The following is an 18,111-nucleotide window of genomic DNA, read 5'->3' on the forward strand; positions in this document are numbered from 1 at the left end:
ATTAAATTTATGAACCGCTAATTCCTGCAGATTCAAAACTGGCCATTTCATTCAGAAAACAAACAGCGGATTGAATAATTGGAAATGCCACAGCACAACCAGTTCCTTCACCCAATCGCAAATCAAGTTGCAACAATGGCTGAACGTTTAAATAATTCAATATTGCTTGATGTCCTTTCTCAGCTGATGAATGACAAAATATAGCGTTTTCTTTCACTGATGGATTCATTTTATAGGCAATTAAAAAAGCAACCGTGCAAATAAAACCATCTACCAAAATGAGCATAGTGTTTTGTTTAGCCTGAAGCATTCCTCCTGCCATTTGCATAATTTCGAATCCTCCAAAATAGGCTAACTTACTTTCTAAATCATTTGGGCCGTTATAATTTTCAAGAGCTTTTTTGAGAATATTTTGTTTTTGAATTAGCTTTTCGTCAACAACACCCGTTCCGTTTCCGACACAATCCTCGATAGGTAATTCAAGAAGAATGCTCATCAAAACCGAAGCAGTGGAAGTATTCCCAATTCCCATTTCGCCAAAACCAATACAATTAGAACCTGTTTCAAAAACCGAATTCACAATTGCTCCTCCTTTGATAAAACACAAATCCAATTCAGTTTGACTCATTGCCGGACTATGTAAAAACGATTGTGTTCCCTTTCCGATTTTGGCAGAAACCAAATTGGCATTTGTTGGAAAATCATAATTTACTCCGGCATCCACAATGGTTAACTCAATGTCATTTTGTTTACAAAACACATTGATGGCAGCTCCGCCTTCCAAAAAATTAGTTACCATTTGTCTAGTAACATCTTGTGGATAGGCACTTACGCCGTGATTGCCAATTCCGTGGTCAGCGGCAAAAACAACTATATTGGGTTTTGTTATTTTGGGTTCTAATGTTTGGAAAACGGTCCCTATTTGTTTCGCTAAGGTTTCTAATACACCTAGTGAACCTGTGGGTTTGGTTTTATTGTCAATTTTTTGTTGAAGTGTCTCGCTTAATGTTGAATCACTGGAATGTGATTGTTTCGTTCCTCGCAAAGACTTAGGAATCGAAACTGGGGCTAAAATTTCTTCAACACAAGGTTTTTCAGCTTTTTGTTTCCAATTCAATTGTTGCAGCATCGGCTGGTTATTATAATTGGTCGCGGGTTTACCTACGCAGAAATATCCCAAAGGCTCTATGATTTCGGGTAATCCCAAAAGCTGTTTGAATTGATAGTAATTTAGAATTGAAACCCAGCCCATCGAATAGCCTTGTTCCGTCAATGAAAGCCAAATATTTTGGGCTGCACAAACTGCACTAAATTTTATGGCTTCATTGCTGCCAACTGTTCCAATCGTAAAATTATTCAAAACGGAACGGTCGTAACAAATCACCAATCCAAGTGGTGCTTCCTCAATCGCTTCTAGTTTTAAAGCTTTATATTGTGCTTTTTGAAGTTCATCATCGGTTAAGTTTGATGCTTTTATGTCGTAATCCAAAAACAAATCTTTTACAGCTTTTTTGATTTCAGCTGATTTGATTAGATAGTATTTTGTAGCATCGGTCAAACCTACTGAAGGTGCGTGATGCCCTGCCTGCAAAGCTCTTTGAATCACTTCATCCGGAATTACATCATTTGTAAAATGACGTGTGTCGCGACGAGATTTTATAATATCATCTAAATTGGACATCTTTCAAATTATTTGATTTTTAGAGGAATTCCCGAAACCATTAATACAACGTTTTCAGCTTTTTGGGCGATGTATTGATTCATCCAACCTTGAAGTTCTGTGAATTTTCTGCCGATATGTGTATCGGCGTGGACTCCCATTCCGATTTCATTGGTAACTATAATGATTGTTGTATTTTCCTGTTGTGCAATCGCATCTAATTCGGCTTTGGCCTGTTCCAAACTTAAGGCAACGTCATTTTTTGTATCCACAAAAAAATTAGTCAGCCAAAGCGTCACACAATCAACAACGGCCACTTTTCCAGAGAAATCAATTTCGCTTAAATGTTTTTCCTTTTCTATGTTAATCCAACGTTCATCTCGATCTTTTTGGTGTCGGTCAACTCTTTTTTGAAAATCATCGTCCCATTTTCTAGCCGTTGCCACATACATTGGGTTTTCGGACAAACCTTTGGCTAAATTTTCGGCATAACTGCTTTTTCCGGAACGTTCTCCGCCTGTAATTAAATAGATCATTTTACTTTTCTTCTCTTTAATATTTTATAAATTCTATCAAAACTGAGTTTTATTTTTTTTAGATGATGGCCAAAAAGCAAAATCTCACCCTTTAGCCCCGATAGAAGTGGAAATCCTTATGTGCCGGGGTTCGGCACATAAGATTGTAGCGAATAGCGGGACGATCTTTCCAAAAATGCCAAATCTTTTTGCTCCTAAATCAATTAATTTTTCAATCAATAAGGACAATGCGTGCAATCGCTTTTACAGCAATATCCTCGTTTGAGATGAAACCAAGGCTTAAAAACATAGTTACCATCTTCAAAATAATAATCAATTCCTTCGATTATGTTTGCGGTTTCTGGCAAAAGCGATGCCTTGTTTCCTAACGCCGTTTCGGGAGTTATGGTCGCAACAAATTCGTCTATTTTTTCGGAACAAGCCGTTTTAAAACAATTAGGACAAAGACAACCTGCTATATCAAAAGGATTGAAAATGGGAGGAAAATCATTGCACCAACATTCCTTTCCTTCGACTGAATCTCCACAGCTAAAAGGCATTTTACAAGCCGAACAATGTTTCACTTTTAATGTATTCATTTGGTAAAGATAGCGTTTGTCTTAATTTTTTACTTCAAAAACTAAACAGGAAATTTATAATTTAATATACCTTTGCTCTTATTGTAAAAAATATAATATGAAATTTTCGTTCTACAAAGTTATTTTATTCGTCATTCTTTTTTCATTTATTGGATGTAAAAAAAATGAAAAAAATGACACTCAAACTCATGTCAACACTCCAAATAGTATTCAGTATGCCAAAAGTTTAGCCATTCACAAACACGAAGGTTATACAGTGGTAACGGTTTCAAATCCTTGGCCGGATGCGGTTAAAGATTTCACTTATATTTTAAAAGAAAAAAACGGAATTGTTCCAGACAGCTTAAAGAAATACACTGAAATTTCAGTTCCATTGCAATCTATTGTAGTGACTTCGACCACAAATATTCCGTTTCTTGAAATGCTCGGTGTCGAAAAATCGCTTGTTGGTTTCCCTCATACAGATTATATCTCATCCGAAAAAACAAGAGCCTTAATTGATGCTGGTTCAGTTAAAAATGTTGGACAAAACGAGAAACTCAATATTGAACAACTGATAGAATTGTCACCGGAACTCATCGTCACTTTTGGGATTGACAATAACAATCCCTCTATTGAAAATTTACAAAAAAGTGGCTTAAAAGTATTAATTCAAGCCGATTGGATGGAGCAATCCCCTCTTGGAAAAGCAGAATGGTTAAAACTTTACGGAGCTTTATTTGGAAAGGAAAAAGAAGCTGACGTTCTGTTTGAAAACATTGTAAAAGAATACAACAACGCTCTAGCTTTGGTTGCTGATAAAAAACCAACTTCGACTGTTTTGTATGGTTCTATGTACCAAGACCAATGGTTTGTGGCCAAAGGAAGCAGCTGGGTTGCCCAATTTATGAAAGATGCCAAAGCCGATTATCTTTGGAAAGACCTCGAAGGTACCGGAAGTCTTGGGTTGTCTTTTGAAAACATATTGGACAAAGCAAAAACTGCTAATTTTTGGATTGCAACTGGTTCGTTCAAATCATTGTCTGAACTGGAAAAAGCCAATCCTCATTACAGCCAATTTGATGCTTTTACAAATAAAACCATTTATACTTTCGAAGGAAAAATGGGAGCTACTGGAGGTACTATTTTTTATGAATTATCACCATCGAGACCTGATTTAGTATTGAAAGATTACATTAAAATTTTTCATCCTGAATTGCTTCCCGATTATGCTTTTACTTTTGCCACTAAACTGAATTAGATACAAATTGAACAATCAAAAAAGAAATACAATCTTATTCTCATTCCTTTTTTTAGGACTCATTGTGCTGTTTTTTGTAAACATCAGTTTGGGGTCAATTACAATACCTTTCAAGGAAATTTACACCAGTTTGACAGGAGGCCAATCCAGTAAATCGACTTGGGAATACATCATCATCAACTATCGTTTACCCAAAGCGATTACGGCAGTTTTGGTCGGAATGGGATTGTCTGTCAGTGGATTATTAATGCAAACTTTATTTCGGAATCCACTCGCTGGTCCTTATGTTTTGGGACTCAGTTCGGGAGCTAGTTTGGGAGTTGCTTTTGTAATATTGGGAGCCAGTGTATTACCTTCCTTTTTGAGTGGTATTTTATTGTCACCTTATGGAATTGTATTGGCTTCAACACTGGGCAGTACTTCTGTTTTATTATTGGTTTTATTGGTTTCGCAACGCTTGCGCGACACTATGGCTATTTTGATAGTTGGACTTATGTTTGGTAGCTTTACCAGTGCAGTTGTAGGCGTTTTAACTTATTTCAGTTCAGCAGAACAACTGCAAAAATTTACTTTTTGGTCGATGGGTAATTTGGGTAATTTGTCTTGGACATCCATCCTTATTTTAACGATTTGTGTCTTATTTGGATTATTTATCAGTTTACTAAGCATCAAGCCCTTAAATGCACTTTTACTGGGTGAAAATTACGCCAAAAGTATGGGTTTAAATTTCAACAAAGCCCGGCTTATAATCATATTGGCGACGAGTATTTTGGCAGGAAGTATAACGGCCTATGCAGGTCCAATTGCTTTTATCGGATTGGCAGTACCTCATATCGCCAAATTAGTGTTCCAAACCAGTAACCATACTGTTTTATTCTGGAGTACTTTACTTTTTGGAGCGGCAATTATGTTGGTTTGCGATGTGGTTTCCCAAATGCCGGGAATGGAAATTACTTTGCCTATAAATGCTATTACTTCGATATTGGGCGCGCCAGTAGTCATTTGGTTGTTGGTTCGAAAGAGGAATTTTAAGTAATGGTGCAGGATTCAATTATAACCACATAGATTCTGTGTTGATTTCAAAATTTAATCTATGTGGTTAAAAAAAAATAAAACTATAAATAAAAAATATTATGCCACATTTTGTAATTGATTGTTCCGAAAACATACTGAATCTAAAATCCCCCCAAGAAATTATGCAAGCTGTTTATGACACTGCAGAATCCACTGGCCTTTTTAGCCCCGGTGACATCAAAGTTCGCATCAATCCTTTTCAATATTACAATGTTGGAAATACTACCGATGATTTTATTCATATTTTTGCAAACATCATGGAAGGCCGGACAATAACTCAAAAAAGCAATCTCTCGAACAAAATAGTTAGTCAGTTGAAACTAATGTTTCCCGAGGTTCCAATTTTATCTATCAATATTAGGGATTTTGAAAAAGCAACCTATTGTAATAAATCTATGGTTTAAATTTTCGTTTTTCAGTAAAGTAACTACCTAAGAATTTAGAACATCTCAAAAATGAGTAATATCCTAACCACAGAAAATTTAAGCATTGGATACACTTCCAAAAAAGAAACTGTGACCATTGCCGAAAACCTCAACTTGAACTTACAGGCAGGAAAACTGATTGCTTTGATTGGGGCAAACGGTATCGGAAAATCTACTTTGCTGCGAACTATTACAGGAATTCAAAAGCCTTTACAGGGAACTGTTTTTTTAAACGATAAGAAAATAACCAGCTATGAACCTTTAGCACTCGCCCAAAATTTAAGCATGGTTTTAACCGAAAAATTACCTCCCAGTAATTTAACTGTTTTTGAATTGGTTGCCTTGGGGCGTCAACCGTACACTAATTGGATTGGAACTTTATCGGATGCGGATATTCAAATTGTACAAGACGCAATTGAGCTAACTCAAATTGGCCATTTGGCACAAAAAAAACATTACGAAATAAGTGATGGCCAACTACAAAAGGTTTTGATTGCAAGAGCTTTGGCACAAGATACTCCTTTGATTATTCTAGACGAACCCACAACTCATTTGGATTTATTACACAAAGTCTCGTTGCTAAAACTCCTTAAAAAACTAACGCATGAAACTGGAAAGTGTATTCTATTTTCGACTCACGATATTGATATGGCCATACAATTAAGTGACGAAATGATTATCATGACTCCCGAAACTGTGGTGCAGGACGAACCCTGCAACTTGATTACCAAAGGAAGTTTTAATACTTTATTCAAAGACGAACATATCGTTTTTGACAGCGAAAAAGGGAAGTTTGTTATTACTTAGAAAGTTGTCGGTTGTCGGTTGTCAGTTATCCCAACGCGACTGAAAACTGATAACTGATAACTACTCTCCTTTCAATAAATTAATACTCACAGTAGCAATTTCTGAATCTGGGAATTTTTTAAAATAATTGGGATCTGGAAACAATCCTGCTTCGGCAGCTATTTTATGAAGCACTTCAACCTCAACTATAAATTGATCCGAAAAACCGTGTGTAGCGTCATAAGCCGTGGCTGCTGTTTTACCTAAATTTTCTGATGTTAAATGAGGTGAAACAGTATGCAATTCAATAATGAGCAACCCAAATTTATGAACATAAGGTGACCATTTTTTGAAGTGTTCCAATAAATTATCTTCAACTAAATTATTGTTTATTCGAACTCCTCTGTGTGCAAATGCTCCAGTCGAGGTACTTATCCTTCCTTCTGTGATTTCTTTTGGCAGTTCCCAAATTCGGTTGTGATCCAGAAAAGTTCTCACATTCAGCAAATCTTTCAAATCAATATTATAATTCTCTCGTAAATCTTCTGCCAGCAAATCCGGACGACCAATATCTCCCCAAATCACTTTGGCCCAAATATCGGCTTTGATTAAATTGGCTCTTGTTACTTTGAGAGCAGCTTGATTATAATCTGCACCAACCAAAAATAAAGGATGCGTATCCAACATTTTTCCTCTCAAAGTTTGACGTTCAATTACATCAAAAATATGTTCCAAGAATGCACCATTTCCGCAGCCCATATCCAGAATTCCTTTGGGTTGTTCAGCAATGGGCAAATTAAACAACTTGATGATAATCTCGTCCACCACTTTAAAATAAGCGTCATGAGCTCCACCACTTCCCCATACGTTCATTTCTCTATCCACGTGAATTTCATCTTCCCCATCTCCAACAATTCGTAAAACAGAAGGATTACCAAAAATTAATTCATCCATTTTACTAAAAGTAGGCAGATACGAAACCGTTACACCATATGCAGAAGCTCTTTTGGCAAAAAACAAACCAGTTTCTGTAAACTGATAATTGCCATTTTTCTGGGTAAACCATTCTAAATAAACCAGAAAATCAAGAATGATTTTGAAATTATCAGGTGATTTATGAAACTCCTCAGGTCGAAAAGATATTTCCATAAAATATTTATGAAACATACCACTCATACCAAGACGCACTACAGTTGGGCCAACCAAAAAACCTTCAATATGCTTTAAAATTTGATGCTGAATGGTATTGGTCAAAGAATCTTCAGAGAATGAGATTCCATAATTGTTTTTATACTTTTCGAAAATAGATTTTAAGCGTTCAAAGGGAGCTTCTTCAAATAATCTGGGATGAAAATCCATCGAATAATGCAATAAATCAACAGCATCTTTGTACAATGGAAAAAGGGAAAAAGCGATTTCACTTTTTTCATTACCACTGATGGTAATTAGGTCAGTATTCGTATCAATCTGATAATTGAGGAAACCTTGAGAAGCCAAAACCCGCAAACCCACATTGAGATAGCCTTCATTGGCTTTAAATTTATCGGTGAGTTCAGAAAGGCTTACTTCCTTTTTGTCAAAAATATAAGCTAACACTCCTTTTTTATACAAACAAAAAGCTACCGGAGCAGTTACCAAACCGTCGAGATGTCTAAAAATAGTACTTCGTAAGGATACGTTATCTATCATAAAAAGAGATTTAAGACCTAATATTGTCTATCTCAAATATATGAAATTTCCTTTAAAAAACTGATATCCATTACAATCAATAGATTTTAAACTCCTCATCCTAAATACATAATCAAATCTATCTCGTTGTCTCTGCTAACTGAATTAGCAAGATTAAACTTGCGATTAATTACAACATTAGGTCTGGTCAATAGTTTTTGATCTCATATTCAGGGACGAAAATGAATTTTCCAAAGGGAAAAAGGAAAATTTACTTTCAAAAACCTACAATAAGTTGTTTATCTTTGTAAAAGCCATAAATACTTATAAATGAAATACTTATTTAAAATAGTCTTACTTTTTTGGATTATCGTAAGTTCGGCACAGACAAAATTGGAATTAACACCTAAAGGCTTTGCTCCTCTTGTAATAGATATACCCAATCAACCCATTCATAAGTTAATAGAACAATCTAAAGAATGGGCATCGTATTACAATGCAAAGGGTTCTGATGTTTTTGATGTGACCGAAAATTCCTTAACAATAGAGGCTCGCTACGAAAATGCATATTACTATTGGAATTTAGCTGTACAATATAATTTAGACATCAAATACAGTCTTAAAATTGTGTTTGGAGAAAATCAAAAATATACCCTTACTTTTACTGTAGAAGAAATTTATATTGATAAGGTTCCTCTGAAAACTAAAGTGGCTAATTTTTTTACTCCTGAAGGTAAACTCAAGGAAGATTTCAAAGATGCAAAACCTTCATTGGAAAGCACCGCAAATAGAATTGTAAATTCCTATATTAATTTCATTGCCCGATAATCTGCCTCTTCGCTTCACCCACCACAAAAGCAACCGAATTGGCAATATTAAAACTTCTAATTAACGGAGACATAGGGATAGTCAGGTGGTTTTCGAATAAAGCTAAAACTTCGGCGCTCAAGCCCACACTTTCCTTGCCAAAAACCAACCAATCCCCGTCTTGGAATTTTGCGTCATAAATTGATGTTGAAGCATGGGAACTCATCAGAAAAACTCTTGATTGATCTGCAATTTGCGACATCCATTCTGCTACATTTTGATATTCAGTGACATCAAGATGTACCCAATAATCAAGTCCGGAACGTTTTAGGTTTTTGTCATTGATGACAAATCCAAAAGGATGAATAAGGTGCAAACGGCTTTCGGTGCCAACGCACAAACGACCAATATTTCCGGTATTATTAGGTATTTCAGGTTCTACGAGAACAATGTTTAGCATATTTATTTGTTTAATCGGTAATTTTTTAATCGTTTAATTGGAAATTAGAAACCTCCAAAACCTCACCCGCTTTCAAGTCATTCAAAAGTACGTTTCCTATCCTGACTCTCACCAATCTCAAGGTTGGAAAACCAACAGCTGCCGTCATTTTGCGTACTTGTCGAAACTTCCCTTCATTCACAGTTATAGAAGCCCAAGAAGTAGGACCATGGCGCTCGTCCCGGATCTTTTTTCCTCTTGCCCCAAAATTAGGAATTTCATTTACAATAAAAGCCTCACAGGGTTTGGTGATGTATTTTGTGCCATTAAAACCAATTTCGACACCACTTTTCAATTGCTCAATGGCTTCGGGAGTAATAATACCGTCAACTTGCACATAGTATTCTTTATCAACTTTTTTGCTCCGAATGATTTCACTCATTTTTCCATCGGTTGTCAATAAAAGTAGTCCTTCGGAATCTTCATCAAGCCGACCAATAGCCATTGTTCCGATAGGAAAATCGTGTAATTCTCCCAAGAGTTTCTTCTTACGCTTCAATTCGTAAATAAATTGACTTAAATAACCATAAGGTTTGTGAAGGACGAAATGATGGTGGGACATTCTAGATTTGTTTTGTGAGCACAAAGATAGATTTGTTTTTGCAGTATTAAAAAAAGACTACTGCACATTTCATTCTTCAAACCCAATGCTATGTTAATTGATTGAATTACTGCAGATAAAAAGCGTATCATTATAGTAATTTATAGTATTAACATAAAATTCAACGATATGGAAAGTAATAATTTAGGTTCTAAAAAAACCAATAACAAGCAAAATTCGGACACTGAATCCATCGGCAAAAACTTGAATCCAGAAATATCACAACTTAAGGAAGAAATAGAAATTGATAGCCATGGAAATAAAAAAATAGTTCAAAGAGCTCGCAATATTGAAGGAACTACTCCAGATCTTCCTGAAGAAATCGATAAAGATCAACTAGAGAAAGAAGGCTTGAACCGTGGAGTTTTAACGGAAAAAGACACGGAAAAAACACTAGAAAATAGAGATCGAAATTCTGATATAACCCCCAATCGATATCCAAACTCAAATCCAGACAGTCATATAGACAGAGGGAACCAAAAATTGGATGAGTGAAATTAATTTAAAATACAAAATGCTAGATTTTCGCAAGAATATCTAGCATTTTATATTAATCGTATTAAGAATTAAATAATAGTATAGAATTAATATTTCTAATTAAAAAGTAACATTTAAACCCACATTAAACATCCATTGAAATTGATTGAAGGATTGATTTTCTAAAGGATTGATGTAATAATTCATTCCTGGCTCAATGAAAAATTTGGTCTTTTTAAAGAGTTCATATTGCAGCGTACTGCTCAATAAAGTTCCGTAAACAAATTCATTTACATTTTTATTTTCCCCTATTGAACTACCATTCAAAGCAATATCATTAGAAATTAATTTCCCGACAAAACCTCCTGTGTTCATGCTAATATTGGTTTTCTTTTTACTCAAAATAGCATACGAAACCTCCAATGGCATTTCGAAATATTTCAAGTTTTGTGTTACATCCCCTTTTTCAAAACCGTTATCAGCTTTAGAATTAGACGCAAACATATAATCTTGATTGTTTGATATTAAAACTATCTGATAGCTGTTTTTGGCAGAACTAGGTTGATAGGTATCACTTGCTATTGGTAAACTTCCAGATACCATTCCTGAATAATTTTGCTGTTTATAATAAGAAACTCCAGCTATTTTTTGCCCTAGTTCGTTAATTTTGAAACCGGAACTTACACCCCATTTTTCGTTCAGTTTATAATTCGTCTTCACACCATAACCATTAGACTGTTTTGAAGCCACAGTATTTCCCAGCGCTTTTTCATTGTTATAATTTTGAGAACTCATAACACCAGCAAAAACTTGAAGCGACCATTTATCTATACTTTCTGAAATCGTTTTTTTCTCTGTTTTGTCTTTATCCAATTGCACTAAAGCCTTCTCTAATTGTTCAACTTCTGATTTTATTTTGCTTAAAGAATCTTTTGAACTTGTTTTTTCTGTAATTCCTTTATCATTGTTTAATCCCGAAATATCATTATTTTGATTACTTACAATAGATTTGTTATTGGCATATGTTTGGTTTACTTGAACCGATTTACTAATTACAATCTCTGATTTTGAAATGGTATTTTCTGCAATTCCTTTATCCTTATTTGCTTTTGAAACGTCACTGTTTTTATTACTAACTATTGCATTTTTATTTGAATTTGAATTTTCGCCATGAGCAGATTTGGCAATTGCCAAGTCAGATTTTAGAATAGTAGAAGTTGAATTTTGATTTGAAACTATTGCATTTGATTGTGATTCATTCTTAGCAATTTGAATCTTTCCCTTCTTTCTGCACTGATTCAAATTATTAAATTTTGCAGAATCTTTTGCTTTAGAAAAAATACTCGAAACAGTTGTTGTGACAACTTGATTGTTATTTAAATCATCATTTTTAATTCCTTTATCATTGAGATTACTACTTCCCCTTTGGTTTTTATTTCCATCCTGAGCACTCTTGCTTTTCAAATTCGAATCCTTTTGCAAAACAACTTCATTCGCATTATTTTCCATATTCATTTCAAGACCATTTCCTTGACTGGCATTAAAATACAAAATAGTTGGAACAGAAAGTCCAACTACTAAACTAGCAGCAATCGACCACCAAATAATGGCGCGTTTCTTCTTTTTAGGTTCATCTAGTTGCGCTTCAATTTTATCCCATAATTCGGGAGGCGGAATACTGGAGAAGTTTTCCAATGAAGAAAAAATAGATTTTGCTTCTTTATTTTTCATGCCTTGTTTCTATTTACTTTTATGGTATTTTATCATGCTATTTTACAATTTAATACAGCCAAAATTCTTTTTTTCAAAATACTCTTGGCTCTATTCAGATTCGATTTCGACGTTCCTTCTGAAATTTCAAGCAACTTTGCAATCTCCTTGTGCTTCATTTTTTCGAAGACAAACAAATTGAAAACCATTCGGTATTGGTCGGGTAATTCTTGAATGTATTCCAATAACTTTTCTTGATCAATTGAAGCCAGTTCTAACTCTTCTTCCTCAATTACATCGGTATCAAAAACATCCAGAAAGAGTACATCTTTTTTCTTTTTCTTTAGTGTTTCCAGTAATTTATTGATGAAAATTCGTTTAATCCAACCTTCAAAACTGCCTTCAAATTTGTATTGTCCCATTTTTTGAAAAGCAATTACAAAAGCCTCCTGAAAAACATCTTTTGCATCATCTTCATTTCGCATGTATTTAAGACATAGCCCATATAAAACAGGAGAAAACAACTGATAAATTTTCAGTTGTGCTTCCCGGTCGTTTTCGACACATTTTTTTATATATAGTTCTATGTTTTCTTTCAAGAAATAAGTTTTAAACTCGTTATTATTTTCTTTTAGCTAAATTTAAATTGGCAAAAACAATTGGAGCATTGGATACTTCTTTTTGATTATTCAAAAACAAATCGTCATTGCTATAAATTCCCAAAACATCTTCTACAAAAATAGGGCTTACTTTTGTAGTATTATCAAATTTATTTTTGACCGTCTCAACAGGTGTAAATTCTCCTTCATCTGTAAAAATAAAAATTTTCCAGGCCCAACTCTCCATTATTTCTTTTTTGGAATTTGAATCAAAACCAGCATCGTCATTAGCACATGAACAAAAAGTAAGAGCAATAAAAATTATAAAAATTAATTTTTCCATTTCGCAAGTATTAAATATTGATACTGGTTTTCATCTTCAATTCCGATTTACTATCCGCAAATCATCGTTTGTCTTGATAACTAACCCTCTTTTATGATTTTGTTTTTAACTCAGTTATTTTGTCTTGAATTACTTTCTTAAAAAGGATAATGTTTTGCGTTTGATCTGCTGAATTATCGGCATCTAAATATATTTTAGTTACAGTGCCAGCTTGACTCCATTCAAAATATACGCCGCCTTGATCATGGGAATCAGGTGAGCCAAATGTTTTTGTTTTCCCTTTCAAATCTTTAATTTCAGTTGGGATTTTCAAAAGAAAAGCTGCAAAATCATCTTTAAAACCTAACGTTTTGTAACTGTATTGATTAAAATCATAAGAACCATAATTCACTTTTAGATAATGAAGAACTTTTGCGTTTTCTATTCTAAAAAATTGTTGGCAATCATTCCCAGTACAGTTACCAAAATAAGTTCCCATAACTACATAATCATTAATTTGATTCGCTTTCTTAAATAAAATGGGTTTGTTTGATTTTGGAAGTATAACATAGTCTGCTGGGTAAGTTATAACAGTAGTTACAACCTCATCCTTTGTTGGTTCTTTTTCAAAATACTCAACAACTATTTGGCAATCATCTTCAACCACTGATTGAATTTTTATGGCATACCCACTTGTTGGTTTTGGTCCAGCATAAATCCCCAATATTCTTTTCTGAGTAAAATCCGGTAGCGCGACATTGACAGTTTGACAAGTTGTAAATATTTTTTGTACATCTTCACTTGAGTTTAAAATCACAAAAGAATATTGTTTTGGGTTTTCTTTCAAAACACCGCAATAACTAAAACTCTCATAAACTACGTTGGTAATACTGCCGCAATTTTGCGCATTATCATCAGATATATCATTACACGAATAAAAGCTTAAGGCAACAAACAAGATTGAAATTAAATTCTTCATATTATATTTTAATTGGTTTTATAATAAAGATGGCTTTATTATAAAAAGGTTGCGTTGCAATCTTAAAAAAAATAAAATTGTTCGTTTAGTATTAGATTTAGAATAATTCGTGAAATTTCATTTTTTAAAATTAAGTACTACGTATTAATGCGTACTTTTACTTTTTTTAAAATGAAATTCTATGTTAACAACTCTTCCTTTATTATTGGTTTTTATTATTGCTCTTGCAATCGGTATCTTTATTGGCAAACTCATTTTTTCGGCACGATTCCAGTCGGAAAAAGTAAGCCTGGAAGAGAAATTAATCGCACTGAATTCGCAATTAAACCAACAAAAAGAACAATTTTTATTGGATAAAAACACTTTCGAAAAACAACTGGAATTATCCAATTCCGAAAAGGAAAACATTCGAAACGAGAAAGACAGTCTGGCCATTCAACTTTCTAAAAAAGAAGTTGACTTTGAAAATCTTTGGGAACGCAACAAGGAACAAAAAGAGGAAGTCGAAAAACTTCAGGAAAAATTCACCAAAGAATTTGAGAATCTTGCCAATAAAATATTGGAAGAAAAATCAAATAAGTTTACCGAGCAAAACAAGGAAAACATGAAAAATATCCTGTCGCCGTTACAAGATAAAATTCAGTTATTCGAAAAGAAAGTCGAAGACACACACAAGGAAAGTATTGATTACCATGCTGCTTTACGCCAACAAATATTGGGTTTACGCGAAATGAATATTCAAATGAGCAAGGAAACCATCAACTTGACCAAAGCCTTGAAAGGTGACAGCAAAATGCAAGGTAACTGGGGCGAACTAGTGCTGGAACGCGTACTGGAAAAATCAGGATTGGAAAAAGGACGCGAATACGAAGTACAGCAAAGCCATATCACCGAAGATGGAAATCGAGTATTTCCGGATGTTGTCATCAATTTGCCTGATGGCAAAAAAATGGTTGTCGATTCTAAAGTTTCTCTGGTTGCCTATGAAAAATACATCAACGAAGATGACGATGAAACGACAAAAAATCGTTATTTAAAAGAGCATGTCAATTCGATAAAACTTCACGTAGAACAATTAGGAAATAAAAATTATCAGGATTTATACCAAATAGAAAGCCCCGATTTTGTTTTGTTATTTATCCCTATGGAACCTGCTTTTGCTATAGCCCTAAATGAAGACACCACCTTATACAACAAAGCATTCGAAAAAAACATCGTAATTGTTACCCCATCTACTTTATTGGCTACTTTACGCACCATTGACAGTATGTGGACCAACCAAAAACAACAGGAAAACGCTTTCGAAATTGCAAGACAAGCGGGTGCATTGTATGATAAATTTGAAGGTTTTGTCGCCGATTTGATAAAAATTGGAAAAAAGATAGACGAGAGCAAAGTAGAATACCAAGGCGCCATGAACAAACTGGTAGACGGAAAAGGAAACCTGATCACCAGCGTTGAAAAACTTAAAAAAATGGGAGCCAAAGCCAAAAAAGCACTTCCCGACAATATTTTGAAAAGAGCGGAAACAGACGAGAATTCACTTTTAAATTAAGACAAAATGAAAAAAGTCCTTGCCTTTATTATAGTTGCAATTACGGTTGGTTTTCTAAGCTATTTTGCTTTCATCTATTATGTTCCTGTCAGCGAAGGAATTCGATCAGGAGAATTGATTCGATTGAGCCACAAAGGCATTGTCATAAAAACTTGGGAAGGTGAATTGAGCCAAGGAATTTCCGGTGCACAAATTTTCAAATTTTCTGTTTTGGATAGTGACAAAGAAGTGATTGAACAAATGAAGATCTTACAAGGACATTACGTCAAACTTACTTATGTAGAAAAATACAGAACCTTTTTCTGGTGGGGAGAAACCAGATACTTTATCAAAACAATACAAAAAGAAAAATCCCCTTTTAACCAAAACTAAACCTATGGAGAAAATATACAAAACAGTTGCTTCATCGCATGTCAGCATTTCGGTATTAATGCTGCCTTCACATACCAATTTTAGCGGAAAAATTCACGGTGGTTATATATTATCCCTATTGGATCAAATAGCCTTTGCGTGTGGATCCAAATTTTCCGGAAATTATTGTGTTACAGCCTCCGTAGATACTGTCAATTTCCTGAAACCTATTGAAGTCGGTGAACTCGTAACAATGAAAGCCTCTGTTAATTATGTGGGAAAAAGCTCTATGATTGTTGGGATTCGAGTAGAAGCCGAGAACATTCAGACTGGTTATAAAAAACATTGTAACTCTTCGTATTTCACTATGGTTGCCAAAGATAATGAAGGCAATAGTGTGGCAGTTCCGGGCTTAATACTATCGAATTTTGAAGATGTAAAACGTTTTTGCAATTCATTAAAACAAATAGCCCTAAAAAAAGAACGCGAATTGCACGAAGAAGAATTCAATTACACCTCAAAAGAAACATTGGAGGGACTAAAAAAATACAATATTCAAATCAATTTGGATTAATTTTTTCTTAAAAACAATAAGTCCCTAATTTACTAAGCTTCTGAGTAGAACACTCACTGAAAATATTTTTTTTAGACACTAAAATCTATTTAAAGAAGCCAATAACAAAAGATCGATCTTTTGATATTGGCTTCTTTTTTGGCGTAATTTTAAGAGTATTGTCACAAAAAAAAACGTAACTTTAGATTAAACCTATAATAGAAATAATTATGAAAAAATTTACTCTATTAGCCTTGTTGTTTGTCTTATACCCCCTTAGTGCCCAAAAAAAACTAAGCACCTCAAAATGCACCATTTACTTCGAAGCTTCTGTACCATTATTTGAAGCCGTTGAAGCAAAAAACGATGCAGTTGACTGTACATTGATTCCAGACAAAAGCCAAATCACCTTTACTGCTGTCATTAAAAATTTTCAATTCAAAAGAGATTTAATGAAAGAACATTTCAATAGCAATTACATGGAAAGTGACCGCTATTCGAAAGCTATTTTTAAAGGAGTTATCGAAAAATTTGATTTGAAAATTGTAACTGAAACTGAAAAAGATTTTCAGATAAAAGGAAAACTAACACTCCATGGTCAAACCAGGTTGATTACTGTAAATGCTAAAATTAAAAAAGTAGATAATGGAATCCAGATAAACTCCCATTTCACATTAAATACAGACGACTTCAATATTGAAATCCCAAGTATTGTAATTGCCAAAATTTCAAAAAGTGTAAATACTCAAATCGATTGTATTTTAAACTAATCTTATTTCAAACAATCTTTCAGTGCCTTTTTGAGGTTTTTGAATTGGAATCTAAAGCCCAGTTTTTTTATTTTATCCGAAGAGACTCTCCTTCCGGTCAAAACAATATCGGCCATTTCCCCCATTCCTATTCGGATTAAAAAAGCTGGAACTTTCGGTAACCAAATTGTCTTACCAAGAGAATTCGCCAATGCTCTGGAGAAGGATAAATTAGTAGTACTGTCGTTAATCGTGGCATTGTACGCCCCAGACATCTTATCGTTTTCAATCGCTTCGATATACATCATACATAAATCGTATATGTGAATCCAAGGCATATATTGCTTCCCTGACCCTAAAGCACTACCTAAACCTCGTTTAAAAATTGGAGTAAGTTTTTTTAATATTCCTTCATCTTTACCTAAAACCAAACCGGTTCGAATTTTTACGGTTCGAATACCCAAACCTGCCATCAAATCGGCCGATTTTTCCCATTCTTGACAAGTCACTCCAATAAAGTCATTGGCTGGCAATGTGTTTTCGGTACAAATGCCTTCCCCATTAATGGCTCCGTAAAAACCGATTCCTGAAGCCGAAACAAAAGCTTCAATCCGTTTATTGTGTTTTTTCAAAACGTTATAAATTAATTGAGCTGATTGTGTTCTGCTGTCCCTGATTTCAGTTTTTCTCGTGGCAGTCCACTTTTTTTCGGCAATATTCTCTCCTGCCAAATGAATAATATAATTGGCATTGAGCACAGCAGCTTCTTCAATATTTTGACTAGATACATCCCAAATATAATAGGTAACTCCCTCTATATTTGGTTTACTATTTCTTGTAAGTATTGAAACAGAAAAGCCTCTTTCCAACAATATTTCGGTCAATTTTTTACCAATAAATCCAGTACCTCCAGTTATTAAAACATTTTGCTTCATTACTTTA

At 34.2% G+C, this 18,111-nt stretch carries 21 protein-coding genes; 10 read left to right on the top strand and 11 right to left on the bottom strand.

Going from position 1 to position 18,111, the window contains the following annotated elements; all coding sequences use genetic code 11:
* Positions 1-7: 7 nt before the first annotated feature.
* The 3 genes from cobT to HQN62_RS16120 all read right to left on the bottom strand — a co-directional run bounded on the left by cobT (position 8) and on the right by HQN62_RS16120 (position 2,774).
* Positions 8-1,681, bottom strand: coding sequence for a nicotinate-nucleotide--dimethylbenzimidazole phosphoribosyltransferase (gene cobT / locus HQN62_RS16110; RefSeq protein ID WP_173505133.1), 1,674 nt, complete (start codon positions 1,679-1,681; stop codon positions 8-10).
* A gap of 8 nt (positions 1,682-1,689) precedes the next feature.
* The gene (cobU, locus tag HQN62_RS16115; protein ID WP_173505134.1) at positions 1,690-2,196 is read right to left on the bottom strand and encodes a bifunctional adenosylcobinamide kinase/adenosylcobinamide-phosphate guanylyltransferase; all 507 of its coding nucleotides are present in this window, start codon (positions 2,194-2,196) and stop codon (positions 1,690-1,692) included.
* Between the two features lie 215 nt (positions 2,197-2,411).
* Positions 2,412-2,774 carry a DUF5522 domain-containing protein gene (locus HQN62_RS16120; protein ID WP_173505135.1) on the bottom strand — a complete coding sequence of 121 codons (363 nt, stop codon included), beginning with the start codon at positions 2,772-2,774 and terminating at the stop codon, positions 2,412-2,414.
* A 97-nt stretch (positions 2,775-2,871) separates the two neighbouring features.
* On the opposite strand from HQN62_RS16120, the gene HQN62_RS16125 reads away from it, so the two are divergent.
* From HQN62_RS16125 to HQN62_RS16140, 4 genes are all read left to right on the top strand, one after another.
* Positions 2,872-4,014 (top strand): ABC transporter substrate-binding protein, encoded by a 1,143-nt coding sequence (locus HQN62_RS16125; protein ID WP_173505136.1) that lies wholly within the window; start codon positions 2,872-2,874, stop codon positions 4,012-4,014.
* Between the two features lie 7 nt (positions 4,015-4,021).
* Positions 4,022-5,050, top strand: a complete 1,029-nt coding sequence (locus tag HQN62_RS16130; protein ID WP_173505137.1) for an iron ABC transporter permease — start codon at positions 4,022-4,024, stop codon at positions 5,048-5,050.
* Positions 5,051-5,147: 97 nt separating this feature from the next.
* Positions 5,148-5,492 (top strand): 5-carboxymethyl-2-hydroxymuconate Delta-isomerase, encoded by a 345-nt coding sequence (locus HQN62_RS16135; protein WP_173505138.1) that lies wholly within the window; start codon positions 5,148-5,150, stop codon positions 5,490-5,492.
* A 51-nt stretch (positions 5,493-5,543) separates the two neighbouring features.
* Complete coding sequence (locus tag HQN62_RS16140; RefSeq protein ID WP_173505139.1) at positions 5,544-6,320, top strand: ABC transporter ATP-binding protein; 777 nt, start codon at positions 5,544-5,546, stop codon at positions 6,318-6,320.
* A gap of 60 nt (positions 6,321-6,380) precedes the next feature.
* Here the strand turns inward: HQN62_RS16140 and HQN62_RS16145 are convergent, their stop codons facing one another.
* The gene (locus HQN62_RS16145; protein WP_173505140.1) at positions 6,381-7,988 is read right to left on the bottom strand and encodes a class I SAM-dependent methyltransferase; all 1,608 of its coding nucleotides are present in this window, start codon (positions 7,986-7,988) and stop codon (positions 6,381-6,383) included.
* Positions 7,989-8,297: 309 nt separating this feature from the next.
* Between HQN62_RS16145 and HQN62_RS16150 the strand changes: the two genes are divergently transcribed.
* Positions 8,298-8,795 (top strand): hypothetical protein, encoded by a 498-nt coding sequence (locus HQN62_RS16150; protein ID WP_116797459.1) that lies wholly within the window; start codon positions 8,298-8,300, stop codon positions 8,793-8,795.
* Here HQN62_RS16150 and HQN62_RS16155 read toward each other — a convergent pair.
* Together HQN62_RS16155 and HQN62_RS16160 are read right to left on the bottom strand one after the other, a co-directional pair.
* Positions 8,782-9,234, bottom strand: coding sequence for a tRNA (cytidine(34)-2'-O)-methyltransferase (locus HQN62_RS16155; RefSeq protein ID WP_173505141.1), 453 nt, complete (start codon positions 9,232-9,234; stop codon positions 8,782-8,784). The two genes, HQN62_RS16150 and HQN62_RS16155, sit on opposite strands and share 14 nt — an antisense overlap.
* A gap of 25 nt (positions 9,235-9,259) precedes the next feature.
* On the bottom strand, positions 9,260-9,835 hold the full coding sequence (locus tag HQN62_RS16160; protein WP_173505142.1) for a pseudouridine synthase: 576 nt from the start codon (positions 9,833-9,835) through the stop codon (positions 9,260-9,262).
* A gap of 168 nt (positions 9,836-10,003) precedes the next feature.
* Between HQN62_RS16160 and HQN62_RS16165 the strand changes: the two genes are divergently transcribed.
* A complete protein-coding gene (locus HQN62_RS16165) occupies positions 10,004-10,369 on the top strand; it encodes a hypothetical protein (protein ID WP_173505143.1) in 366 nt (121 codons plus the stop codon).
* A 102-nt stretch (positions 10,370-10,471) separates the two neighbouring features.
* Here the strand turns inward: HQN62_RS16165 and HQN62_RS16170 are convergent, their stop codons facing one another.
* The 4 genes from HQN62_RS16170 to HQN62_RS16185 all read right to left on the bottom strand — a co-directional run bounded on the left by HQN62_RS16170 (position 10,472) and on the right by HQN62_RS16185 (position 13,961).
* A complete protein-coding gene (locus HQN62_RS16170; protein WP_173505144.1) occupies positions 10,472-12,082 on the bottom strand; it encodes a hypothetical protein in 1,611 nt (536 codons plus the stop codon).
* A gap of 32 nt (positions 12,083-12,114) precedes the next feature.
* Positions 12,115-12,660: an RNA polymerase sigma factor gene (locus HQN62_RS16175; RefSeq protein WP_116797453.1), complete on the bottom strand. Its 546-nt coding sequence runs from the start codon at positions 12,658-12,660 to the stop codon at positions 12,115-12,117.
* Positions 12,661-12,682: 22 nt separating this feature from the next.
* Entirely contained in the window at positions 12,683-13,003 is a 321-nt protein-coding gene (locus tag HQN62_RS16180) for a hypothetical protein (RefSeq protein ID WP_173505145.1), read from the bottom strand.
* A gap of 91 nt (positions 13,004-13,094) precedes the next feature.
* Positions 13,095-13,961, bottom strand: coding sequence for a protease complex subunit PrcB family protein (locus HQN62_RS16185; protein ID WP_116797451.1), 867 nt, complete (start codon positions 13,959-13,961; stop codon positions 13,095-13,097).
* Positions 13,962-14,142: 181 nt separating this feature from the next.
* On the opposite strand from HQN62_RS16185, the gene HQN62_RS16190 reads away from it, so the two are divergent.
* The 4 genes from HQN62_RS16190 to HQN62_RS16205 all read left to right on the top strand — a co-directional run bounded on the left by HQN62_RS16190 (position 14,143) and on the right by HQN62_RS16205 (position 17,190).
* Positions 14,143-15,516 (top strand): DNA recombination protein RmuC, encoded by a 1,374-nt coding sequence (locus HQN62_RS16190; protein WP_173505146.1) that lies wholly within the window; start codon positions 14,143-14,145, stop codon positions 15,514-15,516.
* Positions 15,517-15,522: 6 nt separating this feature from the next.
* Positions 15,523-15,888 (top strand): 6-phosphogluconate dehydrogenase, encoded by a 366-nt coding sequence (locus HQN62_RS16195; protein WP_116797449.1) that lies wholly within the window; start codon positions 15,523-15,525, stop codon positions 15,886-15,888.
* 4 nt (positions 15,889-15,892) lie between these two features.
* Positions 15,893-16,441 (top strand): acyl-CoA thioesterase, encoded by a 549-nt coding sequence (locus tag HQN62_RS16200; RefSeq protein ID WP_116797448.1) that lies wholly within the window; start codon positions 15,893-15,895, stop codon positions 16,439-16,441.
* Between the two features lie 209 nt (positions 16,442-16,650).
* Positions 16,651-17,190: a YceI family protein gene (locus HQN62_RS16205; RefSeq protein ID WP_116797447.1), complete on the top strand. Its 540-nt coding sequence runs from the start codon at positions 16,651-16,653 to the stop codon at positions 17,188-17,190.
* Positions 17,191-17,192: 2 nt separating this feature from the next.
* Here the strand turns inward: HQN62_RS16205 and HQN62_RS16210 are convergent, their stop codons facing one another.
* Positions 17,193-18,104, bottom strand: coding sequence for a TIGR01777 family oxidoreductase (locus HQN62_RS16210; protein WP_173505147.1), 912 nt, complete (start codon positions 18,102-18,104; stop codon positions 17,193-17,195).
* Positions 18,105-18,111 lie beyond the last annotated feature (7 nt).

Source organism: Flavobacterium sp. M31R6 (genome assembly GCF_013284035.1).
Classification (GTDB): domain Bacteria; phylum Bacteroidota; class Bacteroidia; order Flavobacteriales; family Flavobacteriaceae; genus Flavobacterium.